This is a genomic window from Rothia sp. HMSC072B04 (assembly GCF_001813725.1).
Lineage (GTDB): Bacteria > Actinomycetota > Actinomycetes > Actinomycetales > Micrococcaceae > Rothia > Rothia mucilaginosa.
The window spans coordinates 24,839-44,772 of the sequence record NZ_KV813784.1 but is presented as its reverse complement, the minus strand read 5'-3'; the positions used below and the strand labels follow the sequence as shown (position 1 = coordinate 44,772).

Sequence of the window (19,934 nt, the reverse complement as noted above, 5' to 3'; positions counted from 1 at the left end):
GCGCCCCGTGAGGGTGCTTAGGCGCGTGCGTCGAAGTGCTGCAGACCGGAGTCCTCACGGCTACCGCCCTGGCCATCGCCAACATCGTGGTAGTCCTTGATCCACTCGATCTTCTGAACCCACTTGACCATCTTGTAGCCGTGCATGGAGTCCGCACGCAGACGGAGCGGGCCACCGTACACATCGGGCAGGGGCTTGTCGTTCATACCCCACGCCAGGATGGTCTCATCTTCCATTGCCATGGAGATGTCCAGGCACTCGTAGTAGGGTTCGGTCGGGCGGCCGTCGTAGGTGTGGCCCACGTGGCCGAAGGAGGTCACCATAACGTAGCGTGCCTCGTCGGTCTTCTCGACCAGTGCGAGAACGTCGCGCAGGCGCACGCCCTCCCACTTGGCGATGCCGGTCCAACCCTGCATGCAGGTGTGCATGGTGATGTTGACTTCCTTGCCCAGCTGCTTGAGCTCGTCAATGCTCAGGGACTTGGATTCCTTCACCAGGCCGCCCAGCTCCAGGCGGTAGTCAACGAACTCGTGCTCCTTCAAGCGGTTCCACTCGGTGCTCTCACGCTCTGTCGGCGGGCGAGTGTTAACCCAGTGGAAGGGCGAGATGTCGGCATCGGTGAAGGTCTTCTTCTGCACCTGACGGGAGGTGATACGGTCCAGCAGGACGTTACGAATCGGCTGGGTCAGACCCCAAATGAAGGTCTGGGTGAATCGCAGGTCGCGCAGGGACCAGTACGAAGCGAAAATCCACAGGGCCACAGCGAAGACAACGCCGCCAATGAGCATGGTGACTGCCTGAGCGAACTGTGCTGCGTCGACCTCGTTGTAGGGCTTGTTCAGCATCATGTGGGCGATGTTGTACTGGGGGTGAACCACGAACACCAGCGCCACGTGAATGACGGTGAAGACGCAGTAGAACGCCATGCCCAGGAAGTGGATGGAACGTGCGGTCTGGCGGTTACGGAAGAGGCGCACGTAGCCGGGGAAGCGGCCGCAGAATGCCGGGCTCATAATCGGGCCGGTTGCAATCATCAGCGGTGCCACGATGAACACCACAGTGAAGTACATGATCTGCTGCAGAGCATCGTACGGCTGGAAGTGCTCAATCGAGGGAATCTGGAAGCCAGCGTAAATCTGGATGGATTCCCAAGCCTGCGGGATGATGTCCCAGCTGGTCGGGACGATGCGGCGCCACTGACCGGTCAGGAACAGCAGGGAGACATATACCAGACCGTTAACGATCCAGATGACGGTGACCAGCGCGTGCCATGCGCGGCCCAGACCAATCTGGGCTTTACCGGGCAGAGAAATCAGGGGAGACAGGGTGCGCTGGTCATCGCGCGCAGTAAATGCGCCGGGGGTGGTAGGGACCTTGTCCTTGGTGAACTTAATCCACTCAGAACCCGGGGTGCAGTGGTTGTTCCAGTACAGGCGGGGGTGAGAGGCGAGAACTTCCCAACCTGAACGAATCAGGAAGCCCATCATAATGAAGTTGATAAAGTGCGTAATTCGGAGCCAGGCCGGGAAGTCCAGCTCTACGCCACCAGTGCTCGCGGTGAGGAGTAGTTGGTGCATGATATTTCCTTCGGAAATGACTGTGTGTGCAGACAATCTTTAGGATTCAGTGCGAGGCCTTTGAGATGTGAGGTTAGAAATAATTACCTTTCTGACCCATATGATCCTCCTCCGTGGTTGGGAGCCGCCGGGGGTATCGTCACGGATACTCCCGAAAGGGGCGCCTCCCGTGTGTGAGAGGGGAGGTGCTCCAGCTCCCGCTGGGGCGGAAGCGACTCTGTGTATGTATGTTGGTTTATGTGTGTTTTAGGGAAATTCCCTGTCCGCTTTCAATTTTATAGGACAAAGTGTCAGTCGTGAAAGCTAAGACACGTCATGTTCTGTAATATTTGCATAAAAAATCCGAATTTAAGGAAGATTCTCATCTTTCCGCGGTTTATAGGGTCTTTCGGGTGCAAAAAACCCACCGCAGCCTCAAGAGAGGATGCGGTGGGTTTTGATCCTATATGTGGGATGCATGTTGGTTTACAGGGCTTTAACTGCCTGGTATTGTGTGGTTTTATAAATTCAATCCCACATAAGGTTGGGGTGACTGTAAGCGGGATACCCGCTCAAACCGGTTCGTACCCGATCTTGAAAACGCCGAAGGCAACCGTACCGTAGCCGCTACTAGATCTCTGCAGAACCCGTATTTTCCGCAGAACCCTTACGCTTCTTTGCCTCAGCCCGAGAGGCTGCTCGGGACGCAACACTAGAACCAGCGGAAGTGTCCGTAGCCTCGGCAGAGCCGGGCTGAGCATCGGCCGGGGATTCAGAATCGGGCTGGGACTCAGAATCGGGCTGGGTCTCGGAATCAGCCTGAGACTTCAAACGAACCACCGGAATCATGCCCGTGGCAAGCTTCGTCTGAGCATTACGCTGAGCCTTCAACGCATTCATCTGCTCCTTACGGCTCGGCTCCTGCTGCGCCGGCTGACCAGAACCAAATGCCTGACGAATACCCAACGCCCACAGCGGGAATAGCAGAACCGTCAGCGCGCCGCCAGCCACCAGCAGCGACGCCGTGGACTCCTCCAAAAGATCCGAACTGGTCGCAACCTCCGTCACCGCCACAATAATCGGCAGACCCGCAGCCGAATACAACGCCAACTGCGCCTTCTGCGCGCGAGTAGTCAACCCCGAACGGGTATCGAAGAAATGCTCCGCCAAAAGAACCGGAACGCCGCGGCACAGCAGAATACCCACCACCACAGCAAGCAGACCCAAAGGATTAGCCACCACAGCAGAGACATCAATGCCCATACCGCTGACCACAAAGAACAGCGGAATCATGAACGTAAAACCAACCACCTCAAGGCGGCGAGTTATCATATGCAAAGCCGCCGGAGGGGTCAGAGTACGCAGAATCAGGCCCGCCGCGAACGCGCCCAGCACCGCATCCAAATCAAAGAGGGCAGTGCACATAATCAGGGTCGCCAGCAGGAACATCGCAAGACGCAGAACCGTCTGACCGGTCGTATTCGCCTCCGCAGCCATAATCTGACGCAGACCCGGCACATGCGCAAACAGACGGTGAGGAATCAGCGCCACAATCACCGCCACCACCATAAACGCCAGCAACACCACAATCGCCATGCCCGGCGAACGCGACGACAGCAGCAGCGAAATAGCGAAAATCGGCAGAAGCTCACCCACAGCGCCGTGCACCAGCACCGCATTACCCACCGGCGTACCGGCAGCACCGTGAGACTTCAACATCGGCAACAGAGTGCCCAGCGCCGTAGAACTCAGCGCCACACCCACCGCAACATACGTATTCAGCTCACGCGAGAACGACGTAATCACCGCCGCACCCGCCATACCCAAGGCAAAGCACACCACCCACGTGGCAATAGCGCTATAACCCTGACGGCTACGCAGCGACGACACGTTAATCTCAAAGCCCGCAATCAAAAAGAGCATGCCCAAGCCCAGCTCCTTCAGTAGCGGGATACCGCCCTCACTGCTGGCAAGGTTGAGCATATTCGGGCCAATGAGCAGACCAAAAATGAGCAGGAAAACCACATCCGGGATCTTCTTACCCGTCAGCCGCGAAAGAATCGGCGACAGCAACGCAACCAACGTAATCCAGAAAATGGACACAAACTGTCCGCTATCGTGGCTCGATCCATCCGACAGAGTCGTACCCGAAGCAAGAAGAGCACCAGAAGTCCCCAAATCCGTCAAGAAAAGCGGGGAAAAAGTCGAAAACATAAAACCTCAACGTGGTGTGTGCAGGTGGGGCGCGTTTGGGACAGTAAAAGGAGCGAAATTATGCTCCCGCGGGGTTGCTCCACCTTTAAGAACGTACCAATGGTACACACCTACCCCCACACAACAACACTTGAACAGCACTCACCGGGGGTGAGAGGCTCCGGCCAGCAGCCGACAGAGAAGCGGCATGAGAGCAAAACCTCCGCGCCACCGCCGGACCAGACACAGCTTCCACCGTTACACTTAACACCTATGCCAGCGCATCCGGCACACACCACCGGATGCGGCGATACCCTAGCAGGGCACACACCCTGGCAGGGCGCACAGACTCTCAAACACGGCACTACAAGGAGCGAGGACATGGCAGCAGGGCGCACACAACCCATCCCCACCGTCAGTAGCGGGGCACGCGCCGCCTCCCTCGGAGGTACCCGACGCGACCTCGGGCTCGACCTTGCTCGCGCCTTCGCCGTGCTCAGCCTGCTCATCCCCTTCGGATACTGGCTGCAACTGATCCCAGTGTCCTGGAAGTTCTGGATTCCTCAGACCCTCGTACCTGCAGAACCGCTCTTCGCCGCAATCCTGGGTGCCGCCGCCTGGCGGTACGCCCGCACCGCGAACTTCCCACAACTCTTCGCCGGAACCATCGTGCGATTCCTGGCGCTGCTTCTGCTGGGCGTGGCGCTCATGCAGGGCATCACCTACCTGCCGCAAGCTGGCGTGACCGTACCGGCGCAGGGCTTCGCATACTCTCTGCCCTTCGACATGCTTGTGCACCTGGCGCTACTCACCCTGCTGACCCTATTCGTCGTGCACCTGCCCCTGTGGGCAATCGCAGTGCTAGCGGTAGTCACCAGCCCCTTCATTACCTGGACCTACACCCTGCTCATGGACGTAGCCGCCCAGGCAGATGCGTGGACCGCCGTCCAGCTACCCTTCCTCGCAAGCCACGGCGTCAACCACGCCCAAAGCGCCCAGCTCATCTGGGTCATGTGTCTGGGCATCGTACTCGTGCGCCTCTACGACAACCTGCAGGCAAAGCTCGCAATCCCCGTAGTACTCGCCGTGCTGGCGCTCGCCGTCTACCGCACCTTCAACCCCTACACCGAGCTCGGCTTCCTCAACAGCCCGCAGGTGCTGCTAACCCTAAACCTCGCGGCAACCCTCTACTTCTGGGCCGAATGCGCGCGCCTGCTCTCCGCACAGGCGGGAATGCTCACCCCCATCGCCCGCCTGGGCCAGATGTCGCTGAGTGCCTCCATTGTGCTGAGCGGAATCATCATCTACGCCGGACCCACCATCAAGGCATTCACCGTCGGCGAGCACTACGTCGCCACCGGAGGCTGGGGCACCGCCGTGTACTGGAGCGCCTTCCTGCTGCTCGGCGCTGTTATCGCCCTGGGCTTCTGCACCCTCTGGTCACGCATGGCACGCTCCATTGCCGGACGCGGCCCCCTGGAGGCGATTCTCGCCCTCATCTCCGGGCGCGGCTAAACGGAACTGAACTCAAAACGAAAGCGACCCCCTCCCTGCGTTCCTGCGCGGGGAGAGGGCCGCTTTTATACACTCAAACTGCGCAGCAAAAATACTGCGGGTACGACAAAGCCCCGGTCCAGAGGACCGGGGCTATCTGTCGGGATGACAGGATTTGAACCTGCGACCTCGTCGTCCCGAACGACGCGCGCTACCAAGCTGCGCCACATCCCGATGTTGACCTATCAGCGAATACCGTAGGCAACTCACCTAGGATAACCCAAAAAAATTCAGAACGCAACACAGTGGCACGCCACCGCTCGGAGGAGGGGCAGATAAAGCTTCTAGGCGTCAGCCTCCTGAACCTGATTCAGCTCATCCCAGGAAGCGTACATCGCCGCAAAACGACCGCCGGAAGCAATCAGCTGCTGCGGGGAGCCATCCTCCACCACAGAGCCCTCATGAATCACCAGCACACGATCAGCACCCAGAACCGTCGAGAGGCGATGCGCAATCACCAGCGCCGTACGCCCCGCCAACACGGTTCGCAGCGCCGCCTGCACCGCACGCTCACTCGGAATGTCCAGCGAAGCCGTCGCCTCATCCAGAATCAGCACCCGCGGATTCGCCAAGAACACGCGAGCAAAGGACACCAGCTGACGCTGACCCGCCGACAGGGTAATACCGCCGCGGCCCAGCTGCGACTCGTAGCCCTCACGCAGACGCTCAATGAACGCGTCAGCACCCACCGCCTTCGCGGCAGCCTTCACCTGCTCATCGGACGCCTGCGGGTTACCCATGCGGATATTCTCCAGAATCGACGCGGAGAACAGGAACACCTCCTGGGTCAGCATGAGCACCTCACGGCGCAGCTGCGCATCCGCCAACTGGCGGACATCCACGCCGTCAATACGCACCTGACCGGCTGAAACATCGTAGAAACGAGCCACCAGCTTAGCGATAGTCGACTTACCGGCACCCGTAGCACCCACCAGTGCCACGGTCGTACCCGGCTCAATGCGCAGGCTTGTCTCCTTCAAAGCGTGACGGTCCGAAGTGTACCCAAAGACCGCCGAATCCAGCTCCACCAGAGCACCCTGAACCGTGCCGGACGCGCCCTCAGCAGCACTAGACTTAGATGCAGACTCGGCGGCAGACTCTACAGCCCGCTCATGCGGATGCTCCGGCTCAGCAACCTCCGGCTCCTCAGCCAAGAACGACGACAGCTTCTCCAGCGCGGACATCGCCGACTGGAACATGTTGTAGAACTCAGAGAGCTGCATAACCGGCTCAAACACACGGTTCGCGTAAATCACCAGCGCCAGCAGAGTACCAATCTGCATGGTGCCGCCCAGCACTGCATAACCACCCAGCACCAACGCACCGGCAATAAACACATTGCCCAAAAGCATCAGCACGGGTGAGTAGACGCCGAAAATCTTAATGGAATCCATCACCGCAAGGCGGTAACGCTCCGACGCCTGAGCGTACTCATAACGCATCTGCGCCTCCGCACCAAACGCCTTCACCGCGCGGATACCCGTAAAAGTCTCCACAAAACGGCTCGTCAAATGCGCAGACTCGGTACGCATCGTACGGAAAACCGGCACCGCAGCCTTCTGGAACCAGCGCGTCAAAAAGTAAATCGGTACGCCCATGACCAGCATGAACAGACCAATACGCCAATCCAGAAGGAAAATAGCGACCGCAGAAATCACCATGGACAGCAAGGTAATCGCCAACTGGCTGATGCCGCTGTCCAAGAAGCTGCGGACCGTATCAATATCGCTGGTCAAACGCGAAATGACCTTGCCCGAGGTGTACCGCTCATGGAACGAAACACTCAGCGACTGCGCGTGACGGAACACCCGCTTACGCAGGTACACCACCACACCCAGCGACACACGCACCGTGTACGCCACATTGACCCACGAAAAAATCGCGGTCACCGCGGTAGCCACCACAAAAAACGTCAGCAGAGTCAGCAGGGCAGAGGCGTCACCCTGCCTGAGCGGCTCAATGGAACTATCCAGGACGCGGGCAATCAGAATCGGCGCAACCGCCGAGGAACCCGACACCAAAAGCACCGAAATAATCGACAGAGCCAACGCCCCACGGTGCGGGCGCAACATCTGGCGGAGCAGAGCCATCGAGCGTTCACGGGTCTCCGCGCGCTCCTGCGGGCTCATCTGCTCCCGCGGCTCCGCCGGACGATGATGGGCCATTAGGCCTCCTCCATCGTCATCAGCTGACGGTACTGCTCCGACGACTCCATCAGCTCAGCGTGAGTGCCCTCGGCGACCACAGCACCATCAACCATCAGCAGCACACGGTCCGCCAGAGCTACCGTGGAGGGGCGGTGCGCCGTCAACAAGGTAGTAGCGCCACCCAGGCCCTCCAGGCCCTCACGCAGGCCGGTAATAATACGCTCCTCGGTGTTCACATCCAGCGCCGAGAACGGGTCATCCAGCAGCAGCACAGAGGGGCGCTTCGCCAAAGCACGCGCCAACGACAGACGCTGACGCTGACCACCCGAAAGGCTCAGACCCTCCTCACCAATGACGGTATCCAGACCCTGCGGAAGCTCCGCCACGAAATCGCACGCAGCCAGCTGCAGCGCCGTCTGGAGGGGCGCCTCCAGCTCTTCTGCGGCGGGGTAGTCCTCATCCTCGGTGCCGCGCTCGTACTGCTCAGCAACGCCCATCAGCACGTTCTCGCGGACCGTGCCTGAGAAGAGCACCGCCTCCTCAAAGACGAACGCGGTCTGGGCGCGCACCTCCTCAATAGACATGTCGGCGGTATCTCGGGTGCCAAAACGCAGGGAGCCGGAGGTCGGCTCGTAAAAACGCGGAACCAGCGACAGCACGGTCGACTTGCCGCTACCGGTTGCACCCACCAGCGCCAGAATCTCGCCCGGGAAGACCTTGAAATCTACGTCCTTCAGCACGGAAACCTCGGGTGCCTTCGTCTCAGAAGCAACTTCAGAATTCGCCTCAGTGGTAGCCTCCGCCGACGCCTTGATAGCGTCGTAGCTGAACTGAACGTGATCGAAAGTGACAGATACTGCGCCACCGCTGGGGTACTGCATAGTTTCCTTCCCGGAGCCGCCCTCGGCAGATACTCCAGCTACTGTTGACGAATCAGAAGCACCCTGCGGATGCTCGGGCCCAGACACAGCCGCGGAGCCACGAACCAGCGGCACCGCCTCAAAGCCGGGCTCGTCCATGACCTCGTTGTGGCGTTCCAACGCCACCTTATAGCTCAAATAGGCAGACATCAGCGCGGTCGAGCGCGTCACGTGGCTGAGCACGGTCGTCTGCACCGCAAAGTAGGCGGTCATCGCACCCAGGCTCAAGGTGCCTGCCGCAACCTGCGAAGCGCCCACAGCCAGCGCCACCGCCGTAGAGACACCCACGATCAGGCCCTGGTACAGGGCAACACGAGCCACCAGCATCGACCTGCCGTACTCGCGCACCTGCAGGGCGTCCACCGACTCGGAATATTCCTGAATCTGCTCGGGGGAGCGGCCCAGCGCCTTAATCACGCGGATGCCGCGCACCGACTCCTCAATACGGGTGGAGAGGTCGCCCGTCATCTGCTGAATCTCATGTGAAGCGCGGTAGTACTTGCGGGTGAAGTTCACCAGCGACAGCACCAGAATAGGCACGGTCACCACGAACACCAGCGCCAGAGACGGCGAAGAACGCAGCATGAAGAAGCCACCGACCAGGAACATCACCGCAACAGTCAGCATCTGAACGATACCGAAAGACAACCAACGGCGAATCGTCCCCAGATCGCTCATGGAGCGGGTCAGCAACTGACCGGAGGGCCAACGATCCAGCAGAGAAAGCGGGGCGCTGAGCAGGCGGTCAAAGAAATTCATGCGCATGGACAGCTCAATCGTGGAGGTCGGGTCCACAATCAGCCAGCGCCTCCAATACATGAAGGAGGCGTGCGCAATACCCAGCAGAAGCACCAGGCCGCCGGCAATCCAGATGGCGCTCTCGGTGGTGCTCTGCGAGAGATGATCCACAATAATCTGCAGTACCTGCGGGATGGAAATCTCAAGGGCACCGGCACCGAACGCCACGAGCAGACCCACGCCCCAGCGCACACGAATCGGACGCGCATACGCGGCGAGGGTGTGCGGGGCACGCTGACCGTGCGCGTAGTCGATCGGGTCGGGGGTCGGTTCGCTCGCCGTCTCCAAGAAGGGGTTACGGCGGCGCTTAGCCGTGTGTGCTGTAGAAGCCTCAGACATTAGAGACGACCACCCACTGCGGTAGCGGAGGCACCCTGCTCCTGACCACGAGCTGTGAGGGTCACCAGGATTGCCTCCGGCGGGCAGAACAGACGGACCGGCGCAAAACGAGAGGTGCCCAAACCGGCAGAAACCTGAACCGGAATACCGGACTGCTTACTGACACCCTTCGCACGCGAAGGCGGCAAATCGCAATTGCTGACCAGGGCATGACCGCCGGGCAGACAGACCTGACCGCCGTGCGTATGACCGGCAAAAATAGCCTGCGCACCGTCCTGCACGAAGCGATGCAGAGTACGCATATAGGGGGCGTGCGCCACGCCGATACGGACGCTCGGCTCAGCACTCTCGTCAAAGGCGCCGGGGGCGAATCCGGGGTGCTCATCGTAACGCAGATGCGGGTCATCCACACCGGAGAACTCCAGGCGCAGACCCTTGAGGTTCAGCGTATCGTAGCGATTGATTAGACCCGTCCAGCCGCGCGACTCGAAGGCGTCGTGCATCCGCTCAATGGGCAGGGCTACACGCGAGCCTTCCTCAATCATCTGCGGGGTGCGCGGCTGCCACAGGTAACGCGCCGGGTTCTTGAAGACGGGCGCGAAATAGCAATTCGAGCCGGGCACAAACACGCCGGGGAAATCCATGAGCGGGTCGAGCGCCTCCAGTAGCGGACCCATACCGTCCACGTGGGAGAGATTATCGCCCGTGTTCATCACCAAATCTGGCTCCAGGGCAGCCAGCGAGTGCATGAAATCAATCTTCTTCTGCTGGCCCGGAATCATGTGCATATCCGAAATATGCAGAATCCTGAAGTCGGGGCTACCGGCGGGCAGCACCGGCAGGGACTCGGTGCGGAGCTGAAAATTGTTCAGCTCAATAAAATGCCCATACGCCGCCGTGGCGGCCCCCAAGGCTGCAGTGGCGGCTACCGCCCCCGCTACCTTCTTTAGGAGCGGGGAGGAGCCGCGTGCGCCGGGGACCGCCACGGGGACGCGGGCGTTGACTGCGTTTTCACACATTATCAATCGCCTTTCAGGCTTCAGCTGATGAGCTGTGATTCTAGCTGTACGACAGAATCTTATCGCTGGGGGCAGTGAAGTCCTTCGTGTTGTACTTCGGTGCCATCGTCTTCATGAACGACTGCCACTGTGCACCCGCGTAGGTTGCACCATCGACGTACTCGAGGACTCGACCGTTAATGCCCACACCGTTCAGGGAGCGGAAGCCGAGGTTGTTAGAACCAACCCAAGACGCGGTGGACAGGCCACGAGTGTAGCCAACCTGCCAGGTCTGGGAGGAGTTATCGTTCGTACCGGTCTTCGCAGCCGAACCGTTCGGCAGACCAATACCGCGCTGGGATGCGGAACCGCCAGGCTGGATAACGCCCTTCAGAACCCAGCTGACACCGTTCGCGATGTCCGGATCCAGGACCTGCTCACACTGGTTCTGGTATTCCTTCATGGTTTCACCGTTGGTCTTGGTGATCTTCTCGATGGGGCGCGGGGTGCAGTACTTACCCTCAGAAGCGAAGATAGCGTACATGGATGCGCTGGTCAGCGGGGAGATACCGTACTTGGTACCACCAATGTTGGTACCCAGGTCGGGGATGCTGTGCAGCGGTTCGCCGGTACCGTCCAGGGCGTGCATCTTAATCGACAGGTCGTGCACATCGCACAGGTCAAGCTGGGAGAGCATGCCGTACAGGTACGAGTTCAACGACTGGCGAATACCATACGCAGCGGTACCGTAGGTCAGACCGCCGTTGACTGCGTTCTTATAGGACCAGCCGTTCGGCTGACCGGTGTAGTAGTACTTACCGCCGTCGTAGCACTTGGCGTTCCAACCGAAGCTGGTGGGCCAGAACAGCTGGGTACCGTTCACTGTAGCGTTAGCGCCGCGGCCGCTGATGAGCCACTGAGCCAGAATAATCGGTTTGAACGTCGAACCGGGCTGGAAGCCGCGGGTACCACCGTAGGCGCTATCAACGTTGTAGTTGTACTCGGTCTTGGAGTGGTCGTTTGCGTCTGCGGGGCTACCGAGCTCGGTGTTCTGCGCCATCGCGATGACGCGACCGGTACCGGGCTCAACACTGGTCAGGGCGGAGTTCACGTCGTTCCAGTTGGTTGCTGCCGGCTGGGTGGAGTCAACTGCCTGCTTAGCCGCGGTCTGAGCCTCGGGGTTGAGGGTGGTCACGATCTTCAGGCCGCCACGCTTGATGGCGGTGTTACGCAGCTCAGCGGTTGCGCCGAGGGACTCATCCTGCAGCAGGTAGTTGACCACGTAACGGCAGAAGAACGCCTTGTCGCCTGCCAGGGAGCAACCCTGGGACTTGGTATGGACGTTGAGCTTAATGTCGCTGGCGATGGCGTCGCTGTATTCCTTGTCGGAAATCTTGCCGTCGCGGAGCATGGTGCCCAGAACGATGTCGCGGCGTTCACGGGCGAGCTCGGGGTTCACGGTCGGATCGTACACGTTCGGTGCCTGCACCAGACCGGCAAGAAGCGCGGACTGAGCCACGTTCAAGTCCTTAGCGGAAATACCCCAGTAGTACTGTGCAGCAGCCTCAACACCGTAGTTCGAACCACCAAGGTTCACGATGTTCAGGTAGCCTTCAAGGATTTCGTCCTTAGACTTGTTCTGCTCCATAGAAATCGCAAGCTTCATCTCGCGAATCTTTGCGGCGTAGGTCTTGTTACCGTTCAGGGTTGCGGTTGCGTCCTCACCACGAGCCACAGCGGAGTCAACAATGAGGTTGTTAACGTACTGCTGGGTCAGGGTGGATGCACCCTGACGGCGGCCGCTGTTGGAGTTAATGATGTTGTTCAGGAACGCACGACCGATACCGATAGCGGAGACAGCACCGTGGTTGTAGAAGTCGCGGTCCTCCACCGAGACGATAGCGTTCTTCATGTGCTGAGAAATCTGATCCAGCTTGACCGGTTCACGGTTCTCTTCAAAGAAGGTTGCGATTTCGGTCTTGCCGTCAGCAGCGTAAATAGTAGAAGGACGGGAGGAGATGCCATCGGCAATGTCGTCAGGAAGGTCCTGGAACCATGACATCGACGCGTTCGCGACCATACCGGCACTCACTGCCGGGGGTACGACAATAATTGCCGCGAGGAAACCGGCAATCACGCTGAACGCGAGGAACTGCAAAAAATCTCCCGGGCGGCGACGCGCACGGGTTTTCTTAGATGAAGCCATTCATTCAGTTTATCCCATGAAGCTGTGAGAGAAGGCCCGTCTCGGCACCCCACAGGGAGGTGGGCACCTCAGCCCTGAGAATAAAGCCCCCAAAAGCGCCGGACATTGACCGAAACCATAGTAAATCCCTTTTACTTATTCGACCCTGAAAGCTAGTCTAGAGGGTATGAAGAAATGGGAATACGCAACTGTACCGCTGATGATCCACACGACCAAGGCAATCCTCGACAACTGGGGTGAAGACGGCTGGGAGCTCGTCACCGTTCTCCCCGGCGCATCCGCACCGGCTGGCGCAACCCCCGCGTCGAACATGGTCGCTCTGACTCAGGGCAACCCCATCGCCTACTTTAAGCGCGAGAAGGCTGACTAAGAGCAGCGTACCCGGCGGTCACCTCGCTATCCCGGCCCTCCTATAACTAGGGGAGCGCGGGAATAGATGAGGAAGACCGCCGGTTAGCCATTTAACAGCTGCCTGAATATCAGTAGCGTTTAGATTTACAGCATTTCCCCTATCACCGTTTGGGTGCCAGCACCCGCCATCCTTCTGGAGTAATCATGACTGAATCCCGTATTGAAGCACGTATCCGCGAACTCGGTTACGAACTGCCCGTAGCACCCGCCCCCGTTGCAGCCTACGTTCCGGCTGTTACGTCCGGCTCCTACGTGTACACCTCCGGTCAGCTGCCCTTCGTTGAGGGTGCTCTGCCCGAAACCGGTAAGGTTTCCGACTCCGGCGCTGAAGGCTTCGTGACCCCCGAGGATGCGAAGAAGTACGCGGGTATCTGCCTGCTCAATGCCCTGGCAGCGGTCAAGTCCGTCATTGGCGACCTGGACCGCGTGCAGCGCGTCGTGAAGGTTGTCGGCTTCGTGGCATCTGAGGTGAACTTCACCGCTCAGCCCGCCGTCATTAACGGCGCCTCCGAACTGCTCGGCGAAATCTTCGGCGAGGCAGGCCAGCATGCCCGCTCCGCCGTGGGTGTTCCTGTTCTTCCCTTGGACTCGCCCGTAGAGGTCGAGATCATTGTTGAATATGTCTAATCTGTACACCGGCGCGCTGCCGCTGTCTGCTATTCGTGCTGCCCAGGCTCAGCGGGCAGCGCAGGACGCTCCTGACAAGACTGCATACACCAAATCCGCACAGGACAACGGCACCGCCCAAAACATCAAGACTCTACCCCTGCCGGTGCAGGAACGCCGCTTCGGCACCCCCACCCCGGCTGAAGGCGTGGAGCGCCCCCGCATGTTTACCGGCCGCCAGTCTGCGGCTAACCCGCGAACCTCCTGCATCCAGCGTCTCTACACTATTCCCGAGTTCATGCGCACCGCCGCCGAAAGTTGGCGTGAAGGCGGTAACGAAGGTGCGACCGGTTGCACGATGCGCCAGGCGGCATCCGTCATTTTTGTGCGCGATGGTGACAACGGCCTCGAAACGATTCTGACCTACCGCCCCGGCACCTCTCCGCTGGGTGTGGTGGCTTTCCCCGGTGGTACGGCTCTTCCCGGTGATGATGAGTCTGCATCCTGGGTCGGCCCCGGTGCCGAATACTGGGAAGAGCAGTTCCACTTCTCTGACGTAACTCAGGCACGCCGCAGCGTCATGGCTGCCGTGCGTGAGTCCTTCGAAGAGACCGGCATTCTGCTCGCTGGCGAGGACGATCAGGACGTGGTGGAACGCTCCAGCACCCCCGAGCTCATGGCGTGGCGTGAAGCGGTTGCCGAGCAGGACAAGAGCTTCTCTAACTTCTTGACCTCCAGTGGTCTGAGCGTGCGCGCCGACCTGTTGCGCCCGGTCGCGCGTTGGCAGTCGCCGGACTTCTTCCTCAAGCGCTACGATATCGCCTACTTCACCACGGCGCTACCCGTAGGCCAGGACCCGAAGCTGCTGCTCGGTAAGGGTGTGTGGGGCGACTGGCTGAACGTGCGTGAACTGCTCGAAGCTAAGGACACCAGCGAACTCGGTGACCGCATCGGTCAGTCCAATACGGTGGGCCGTACCCTCGACCAGCTCATCACCCCCGGTGTGATGTGCATGCTCGAATCGCTGGCGAAGGCTCAGACCTCCGTGGCGTGGCTGTCGAAGCGCCGCAAGATTGAGGTGAAGAAGCCCGTGCTCGTCACCCACAATGGTGCGTGCATGCTCTCCTTCACCGAGGTGGTTCCGGCTACGACCGGTTCCATGTACACCGGCGCAATGGGCGTGCTCTAGCGAGCTGCCGCCTACACTTGCTTTCGAGATGAAGCGTTAAAGAAATCAGGAGCCATTTCCCCATGCAGAGGGAAATGGCTCCTGATTTATTTAAGTCGTGCGTCTTTTAGCGAGGGCGTCCTAGAATGCCCTAACTCAAAGAGACCTTAGCGGGAACGCTGGCGCAGGCGGGGCAGGTCCAGAATGACAACTGCGCGTGCCTCCAGGCGGATCCAGCCGCGAGAAACGAACTCGGCAAGAGCCTTGTTCACGGTCTCGCGGGATGCGCCAACCAGCTGTGCCAGCTCTTCCTGAGTCAGCTCGTGAGCAACGAGCACGCCGTCGGTTGCGGGGCGGCCGAAGCGGTCAGCCAGGTCCAGCAGTGCCTTAGCGAGGCGGCCGGGAACGTCGGAGAAGACCAGGTCAGCCAGTGCCTCGTTAGCGTGGCGCAGGCGGCGAGCCAGAGTCTTAATGACCTGATCGGAAATCGAGGGATCCAGCTGCTGTGCGCGCTTGAAGGACTCGTGCTTGATGGCAGCCAAGCGGGTCTCAGAAACAGCCACAGCGTTGGTCGAACGGGGCGAGGGGTCGAAGAGAGCCATCTCGCCGAAAACATCACCGGGACCCATAATCGCGACCATGTTCTCGCGGCCGTCAGCGGCGGTACGGCCCAGCTTGACCTTACCGGAGAGCACAGCGAAGAGCTGATCGTCCTGGTCACCCTCGTAGAAAAGGACAGCGTTGCGGGAGAGGTCAATCTCCTGAATGTCATCGGTCAGCAGAGCGAAAGCTGCGTCGTCGAGGTTAGCAAAGAGAGGGGTACGACGGAGGATCTCGAGATCCATAAAGTTCTCCTAGATGTGAGGTGATGAGCCGAAGCTCGTAAATGTTCAGTGAGTGAGCCCGAACCGGTGCCATGCGTCTCAACATCTGAAATGTGAGAAGGCTCAAGCTAGTGTGACATATTCAACTGATATGAGCGTACCCTAAAAAAGCTGTTTGTGCATTCCGATAGGGCGAGCTTTACAGCAAAAGTTATTTCTTCCGAGAAAATTCAAAGCTTACCCACAGGTTCAGCACCTAATATCAGGCATTCAGGTGTGTACTTTTTTCGGTACCAAGCACGCAGACACCCTCATGACCAGGAGGCGCACCGCCTCCACACACGGTACGATGCGACGAGGCAGAAACCCGAGCCCAAAACCCCGGGAACACAAGCCCGCCGCACCCACCACTGGGTGTTAATGCGCCGCCACACTCACCGGGCACAGCCCGCACCAACCACAATGGGCACACCGTGACCACTTCTACCCACCAAGGAGGCAATTAGTCGTGACGACTGGCATCAACCTGCTTGATATTGCTATCCCCATCATTCTGCTGCTCTACTTCCTCGCCGGAGTCCGCAGCGGATTCTTCACCACCCTCGGAACCTTCCTCGGCCTGGGCCTGGGCGTCTGCGCCGCAGCCTGGCTCGTGCCCCTCGCCGTGGCATCCGTGGGATCCCAGTGGAGCCTCATTACCGCCGTCGGTGTGCTCGTCATCTGCCTGACCATCGGACAGTGGCTCGGTATCCTTGCCGGGCGCACCATCCGCCGCGTCACTGACATCACCCCGCTCAAGGGCATTGAACGCTTCTTCGGCGGCGTGCTGAACCTCGCCGCCTGCGCCCTGGTCATGGTAGTGCTGACCATCTCCATGCGCACCGTACCCATCCCGCAGCTCAACACTGCGCTCAGCGAATCCAAGACCCTCTCCTGGATGGTCGCCTCCACCCCCGAGGTCGTCAAGGACCGCATCAACACGGTACGCAATGACGTGCTCGCCTTCGGAACCATCCCGGAAGTCAGCCAGCTCATCGCCCCCGAAACCAGCGCCCCCACCCAGACCGTAGAATCCGCGGCACTGGACCGGGCGGCTGCCTCCGTCGTTGAGATTCTGGGTGCCGCAGAGCAGTGCGGCTACACCTCCACCGGCTCCGGCTTCGTGGCGGACAACGGCCTGGTCGTCACCAACGCCCACGTGGTCGCCGGCGTGACCTCCCCGGTCGTGCAGGACTCCCGCGGCCGCACCTGGCCCGGCACCGTCGTCTACATGGATACCGAACAGGACCTCGCCTTCATCAGCGTGCCCAAGCTGCCGCTCGAACCGCTGACCATCGGCACCAACGCCACCGCAGGTAGCCTTGTAACCTTCATGGGCTACCCCAAGGGCGGCCCGTTCAAGGCACTGCCCGCCACCGTGCAGGGCATCGGCAACACCCAAACCATCGATGCCGACACCGGCCGCGCCAACGCCATGCGCCAGGTCTACCAACTGGCAGCCGACGTGCAACACGGCAACTCCGGCGGCCCCGTCCTCGACGAAAACGGCAACGTGGTCGGCGTGATCTTCGGTAAGGCAACCACCGGCCAGACCGGCTACGCCATCACCGCAAGCACCCTCAAGCAGGCACTGGCTGAAGGTGGCGACAACACCGCCGCAGTCTCCACCGGCACCTGCCGCAAGTAGCTAACAAAAACATTCAGGCTCCCGAACCTCTAGCGAGGAACGGGAGCCTGAACTATTTAACGAAAGGAGGCGGCGCGCTGTTATTCCGCCAGATGCTGCGCCAGGAAATCAACCGCCATGACATAGCCGTACGCACCCGCACCGGCAATCACCGCGGTAGCCTGCGGCGACACAAACGAATGATGACGGAACTGCTCACGACGATGCACATTCGACAGATGCACCTCAACCACCGGAAGCTCAGCCGCCTCCAGTGCATCATGCAGCGCCACCGACGTGTGGGTGTACGCCGCCGGGTTGATAATAATCGCCGCGCCACGAGTACGAGCACGCTGAATCTCATCCACCAGCGCGCCCTCATGATTCGACTGCATAAACTCAACATCAAAACCATGATCCGCCGCGCGCTCACGCACCATACGCTCAATATCGTGCAGAGTGGTGTAGCCGTACACCTCGGGGCGGCGCTGCCCAAGCAGGTTCAAATTCGGTCCATTAAGCACAAAAATCGTATCTGACATAAAACCAGTGTGGCACAGCGAGCGCCCGCTGAGCGCTAGCCGACGCGAACTGCCCAGAAAATGATGGGGAGCGGGCCAAGTACGGTGAACCTCGCTACCGCCCGCACCCAAAGCCCGGTACCCTCGCGCTATGACCGAGAACGCCACCCGCACCGAAGTAGAGAACACCACGGCACAGAACACTGCGGCAGAAAACAGCGCGGCAGAGAACACCGAATCGCCCCTGCAGATCCGATTCGTCCCCGAATTCAAAGCCGCAGCCGCCGCACGCCGCCTCAACGCCCGCGCACCCGAAAGCCACCTCGCCACTGTGCGCCGCGCCCGCAAAATCAACCGCATCCTCGGCGAAACCTACCCCTACGCCGTCGCAGAACTCGACTTCGACAACCCCTTCGAACTGCTCATCGCCACCGTGCTCTCGGCACAAACCACCGACGTGCGCGTCAACTCCGTCACCGGTGCACTCTTCGCACGCTACCCGGACGCCGCCGCACTCGCCTCCGCACGTACCGAAGAAGTCGAACCCTACATTCAGTCCCTCGGCTTCTACCGCGCCAAGGCACGCTCCATCGTCACCCTCTCCCAGCAGCTCGTAGAACGCCACAACGGGCAGGTTCCCTCAACCCTCGAAGAGCTCGTAGAACTCGCCGGTGTCGGTCGCAAAACCGCGAATGTGGTCCTCGGAAACGCCTTTGACATGCCCGGACTGACCGTAGATACCCACTTCGGCCGCCTCGCCCGCCGCATGGGATTCACCACCGCAGACGCCCCCGAGACGGTCGAAAAAGACGTTGCCGAACTCATCGAACGCAAAGACTGGACGCTCTTCTCACACCGCATGGTCTACCACGGCCGCCGCATCTGCCACGCCAAAAAGCCCGCCTGCGGCGTATGCCCCGTCGCCGACCTCTGCCCGTCCTATGGCGCCGGGGAGACGAACGAACAAGCAGCACGTAAACTCATGAAATACGAAATGGCACCCGGTCGAGAAGACCTGCACCTGCGATTCCTGCAGGGCGCAACCCGCCGCGAACTCATGGCAGAAGGCTACCCGCTCAGCGCCTAACGGCACCTGAACCGGAATGCAGCCGCGCAGAAGAGAGGTACACAGATGAGCGCACCCGAGCAGTCGGTACAACCCGGACCAGCGCAACCCGAACCGGCGGGGCAGGATGCACAGCACCCCGCCCAGCAGGCACTGGCGGCTCTCGCAGAGGGCGGCGTGGAATTCGACGTCCAAGCCCTGCTGCGCAGCGCACCCGCCAGCCCCCTGAGCAAAGAAGCCGCCGTGCTGATCCTCTTCGGCGTGCTCGATAACTCGCCCTCCACCGGCGAATTTGACGGCTGCCCCGACAACGTCAGCGCCGACCTGGATGTACTGCTCCTCGTACGTGCCGCAACCCTGCGCTCACACGCCGGTCAGCCCGCCTTCCCCGGCGGCAAAATCGACCCCGAAGACTACGCGCTCGCCGAAACCACCGGCGAACCCGTCGCCCACATCGCCGCCCTGCGTGAGGCGGTCGAAGAAACTGGGCTCGACCCCGCCGGCGTGCAGATCCTCGGCCAGCTGCACACCCTGCCGCTACCCATCAGCAACTTCATGGTCATCCCCGTCATCGGCTGGTGGAACAGCCCCGTGCCCGTCGAAGTCGTCGACCACAACGAGTCCGCACTCATCGCCCGCGTGCCCGTGCGCGACCTGCTCAACCCCGCCAACCGGCACACCGCCTACGTCAAACGCGGCCGCACCTCACACCGCACCCCCGCCTTCGAGGTGCGCATGCCCGGCGGCGAAGAATTCACCGTCTGGGGATTCACCGCAATTCTGCTGGACCGGATCTTCGACTCGCTCGGCTGGACCGTGCCCTGGGATCAGAAAAAGATGCGCCCGGCACCCGGCTACGAGGAGTAAAGCTCATCGCAAAATAAAACGCCTGACCAGCGGATATAGGGATCAGAATAGTGCGCAGATAGGGGCGGCGGGTAGCTTGAACGAAGCTACCCGC

The 19,934-nt window shown here is 60.3% G+C and carries 15 protein-coding genes and 1 tRNA gene; 7 read left to right on the top strand and 9 right to left on the bottom strand.

Annotation, left to right across the window (positions count from 1 at the left end; all coding sequences use genetic code 11):
* Positions 1–17: 17 nt before the first annotated feature.
* Together HMPREF2928_RS00505 and HMPREF2928_RS00500 are read right to left on the bottom strand one after the other, a co-directional pair.
* On the bottom strand, positions 18–1,577 hold the full coding sequence (locus HMPREF2928_RS00505; RefSeq protein WP_070686956.1) for a molybdopterin-dependent oxidoreductase: 1,560 nt from the start codon (positions 1,575–1,577) through the stop codon (positions 18–20).
* Between the two features lie 609 nt (positions 1,578–2,186).
* Positions 2,187–3,770, bottom strand: a complete 1,584-nt coding sequence (locus HMPREF2928_RS00500; RefSeq protein ID WP_070686952.1) for a cation:proton antiporter — start codon at positions 3,768–3,770, stop codon at positions 2,187–2,189.
* 360 nt (positions 3,771–4,130) lie between these two features.
* Here HMPREF2928_RS00500 and HMPREF2928_RS00495 point away from each other — a divergent pair, with 360 nt between their 5' ends.
* Complete coding sequence (locus HMPREF2928_RS00495) at positions 4,131–5,264, top strand: hypothetical protein (protein WP_070686950.1); 1,134 nt, start codon at positions 4,131–4,133, stop codon at positions 5,262–5,264.
* A gap of 139 nt (positions 5,265–5,403) precedes the next feature.
* Here the strand turns inward: HMPREF2928_RS00495 and HMPREF2928_RS00490 are convergent.
* From HMPREF2928_RS00490 to HMPREF2928_RS00470, 5 genes are all read right to left on the bottom strand, one after another.
* Positions 5,404–5,477 (bottom strand) — tRNA-Pro (locus HMPREF2928_RS00490).
* Positions 5,478–5,587: 110 nt separating this feature from the next.
* Complete coding sequence (locus HMPREF2928_RS00485; RefSeq protein WP_070686948.1) at positions 5,588–7,468, bottom strand: ABC transporter ATP-binding protein; 1,881 nt, start codon at positions 7,466–7,468, stop codon at positions 5,588–5,590.
* On the bottom strand, positions 7,468–9,507 hold the full coding sequence (locus HMPREF2928_RS00480; RefSeq protein WP_070686946.1) for an ABC transporter ATP-binding protein: 2,040 nt from the start codon (positions 9,505–9,507) through the stop codon (positions 7,468–7,470). Before HMPREF2928_RS00480 ends, HMPREF2928_RS00485 begins: the two co-directional genes overlap by 1 nt.
* Positions 9,507–10,526 (bottom strand): metallophosphoesterase, encoded by a 1,020-nt coding sequence (locus tag HMPREF2928_RS00475; RefSeq protein ID WP_070686944.1) that lies wholly within the window; start codon positions 10,524–10,526, stop codon positions 9,507–9,509. The genes HMPREF2928_RS00480 and HMPREF2928_RS00475 overlap by 1 nt, the downstream gene beginning before the upstream one ends.
* A gap of 40 nt (positions 10,527–10,566) precedes the next feature.
* Positions 10,567–12,711 (bottom strand): transglycosylase domain-containing protein, encoded by a 2,145-nt coding sequence (locus tag HMPREF2928_RS00470; protein ID WP_070686941.1) that lies wholly within the window; start codon positions 12,709–12,711, stop codon positions 10,567–10,569.
* A gap of 166 nt (positions 12,712–12,877) precedes the next feature.
* Between HMPREF2928_RS00470 and HMPREF2928_RS00465 the strand changes: the two genes are divergently transcribed.
* The 3 genes from HMPREF2928_RS00465 to HMPREF2928_RS00455 all read left to right on the top strand — a co-directional run bounded on the left by HMPREF2928_RS00465 (position 12,878) and on the right by HMPREF2928_RS00455 (position 14,917).
* Positions 12,878–13,081: a DUF4177 domain-containing protein gene (locus HMPREF2928_RS00465; protein ID WP_070686939.1), complete on the top strand. Its 204-nt coding sequence runs from the start codon at positions 12,878–12,880 to the stop codon at positions 13,079–13,081.
* A 185-nt stretch (positions 13,082–13,266) separates the two neighbouring features.
* Positions 13,267–13,749 (top strand): RidA family protein, encoded by a 483-nt coding sequence (locus HMPREF2928_RS00460; protein ID WP_049340984.1) that lies wholly within the window; start codon positions 13,267–13,269, stop codon positions 13,747–13,749.
* The gene (locus HMPREF2928_RS00455; protein ID WP_070686937.1) at positions 13,742–14,917 is read left to right on the top strand and encodes an NUDIX hydrolase; all 1,176 of its coding nucleotides are present in this window, start codon (positions 13,742–13,744) and stop codon (positions 14,915–14,917) included. Before HMPREF2928_RS00460 ends, HMPREF2928_RS00455 begins: the two co-directional genes overlap by 8 nt.
* Before the next feature lie 146 nt (positions 14,918–15,063).
* Here HMPREF2928_RS00455 and HMPREF2928_RS00450 read toward each other — a convergent pair whose 3' ends face one another.
* Positions 15,064–15,741 carry a Crp/Fnr family transcriptional regulator gene (locus HMPREF2928_RS00450; protein ID WP_005504653.1) on the bottom strand — a complete coding sequence of 226 codons (678 nt, stop codon included), beginning with the start codon at positions 15,739–15,741 and terminating at the stop codon, positions 15,064–15,066.
* 487 nt (positions 15,742–16,228) lie between these two features.
* On the opposite strand from HMPREF2928_RS00450, the gene HMPREF2928_RS00445 reads away from it, so the two are divergent.
* Positions 16,229–17,407 (top strand): MarP family serine protease, encoded by a 1,179-nt coding sequence (locus HMPREF2928_RS00445; protein ID WP_049340988.1) that lies wholly within the window; start codon positions 16,229–16,231, stop codon positions 17,405–17,407.
* An 80-nt stretch (positions 17,408–17,487) separates the two neighbouring features.
* On the opposite strand, the gene aroQ is transcribed toward HMPREF2928_RS00445, so the two are convergent.
* Positions 17,488–17,928, bottom strand: a complete 441-nt coding sequence (aroQ, locus tag HMPREF2928_RS00440; RefSeq protein ID WP_005504658.1) for a type II 3-dehydroquinate dehydratase — start codon at positions 17,926–17,928, stop codon at positions 17,488–17,490.
* A gap of 130 nt (positions 17,929–18,058) precedes the next feature.
* Between aroQ and nth the strand changes: the two genes are divergently transcribed.
* The gene (gene nth, locus HMPREF2928_RS00435) at positions 18,059–18,994 is read left to right on the top strand and encodes an endonuclease III (RefSeq protein ID WP_070686935.1); all 936 of its coding nucleotides are present in this window, start codon (positions 18,059–18,061) and stop codon (positions 18,992–18,994) included.
* Between the two features lie 45 nt (positions 18,995–19,039).
* Positions 19,040–19,840 carry an NUDIX hydrolase gene (locus HMPREF2928_RS00430; RefSeq protein WP_070686933.1) on the top strand — a complete coding sequence of 267 codons (801 nt, stop codon included), beginning with the start codon at positions 19,040–19,042 and terminating at the stop codon, positions 19,838–19,840.
* Positions 19,841–19,934: the final 94 nt, after the last annotated feature.

Excerpts from the sequence above, each read along its gene's own strand:
- HMPREF2928_RS00505 (WP_070686956.1), bottom strand. The coding sequence starts at position 1,577 with ATGCACCAACTACTCCTCACCGCGAGCACTGGTGGCGTAGAGCTGGAC.
- HMPREF2928_RS00480 (WP_070686946.1), bottom strand. The coding sequence starts at position 9,507 with ATGTCTGAGGCTTCTACAGCACACACGGCTAAGCGCCGCCGTAACCCC.
- HMPREF2928_RS00460 (WP_049340984.1), top strand. The coding sequence starts at position 13,267 with ATGACTGAATCCCGTATTGAAGCACGTATCCGCGAACTCGGTTACGAA.
- HMPREF2928_RS00495 (WP_070686950.1), top strand. The coding sequence starts at position 4,131 with ATGGCAGCAGGGCGCACACAACCCATCCCCACCGTCAGTAGCGGGGCA.
- HMPREF2928_RS00430 (WP_070686933.1), top strand. The coding sequence starts at position 19,040 with ATGAGCGCACCCGAGCAGTCGGTACAACCCGGACCAGCGCAACCCGAA.
- HMPREF2928_RS00485 (WP_070686948.1), bottom strand. The coding sequence starts at position 7,468 with ATGGCCCATCATCGTCCGGCGGAGCCGCGGGAGCAGATGAGCCCGCAG.
- HMPREF2928_RS00470 (WP_070686941.1), bottom strand. The coding sequence starts at position 12,711 with ATGGCTTCATCTAAGAAAACCCGTGCGCGTCGCCGCCCGGGAGATTTT.
- HMPREF2928_RS00475 (WP_070686944.1), bottom strand. The coding sequence starts at position 10,526 with ATGTGTGAAAACGCAGTCAACGCCCGCGTCCCCGTGGCGGTCCCCGGC.
- nth (WP_070686935.1), top strand. The coding sequence starts at position 18,059 with ATGACCGAGAACGCCACCCGCACCGAAGTAGAGAACACCACGGCACAG.
- aroQ (WP_005504658.1), bottom strand. The coding sequence starts at position 17,928 with ATGTCAGATACGATTTTTGTGCTTAATGGACCGAATTTGAACCTGCTT.
- HMPREF2928_RS00455 (WP_070686937.1), top strand. The coding sequence starts at position 13,742 with ATGTCTAATCTGTACACCGGCGCGCTGCCGCTGTCTGCTATTCGTGCT.
- HMPREF2928_RS00465 (WP_070686939.1), top strand. The coding sequence starts at position 12,878 with ATGAAGAAATGGGAATACGCAACTGTACCGCTGATGATCCACACGACC.
- HMPREF2928_RS00450 (WP_005504653.1), bottom strand. The coding sequence starts at position 15,741 with ATGGATCTCGAGATCCTCCGTCGTACCCCTCTCTTTGCTAACCTCGAC.
- HMPREF2928_RS00500 (WP_070686952.1), bottom strand. The coding sequence starts at position 3,770 with ATGTTTTCGACTTTTTCCCCGCTTTTCTTGACGGATTTGGGGACTTCT.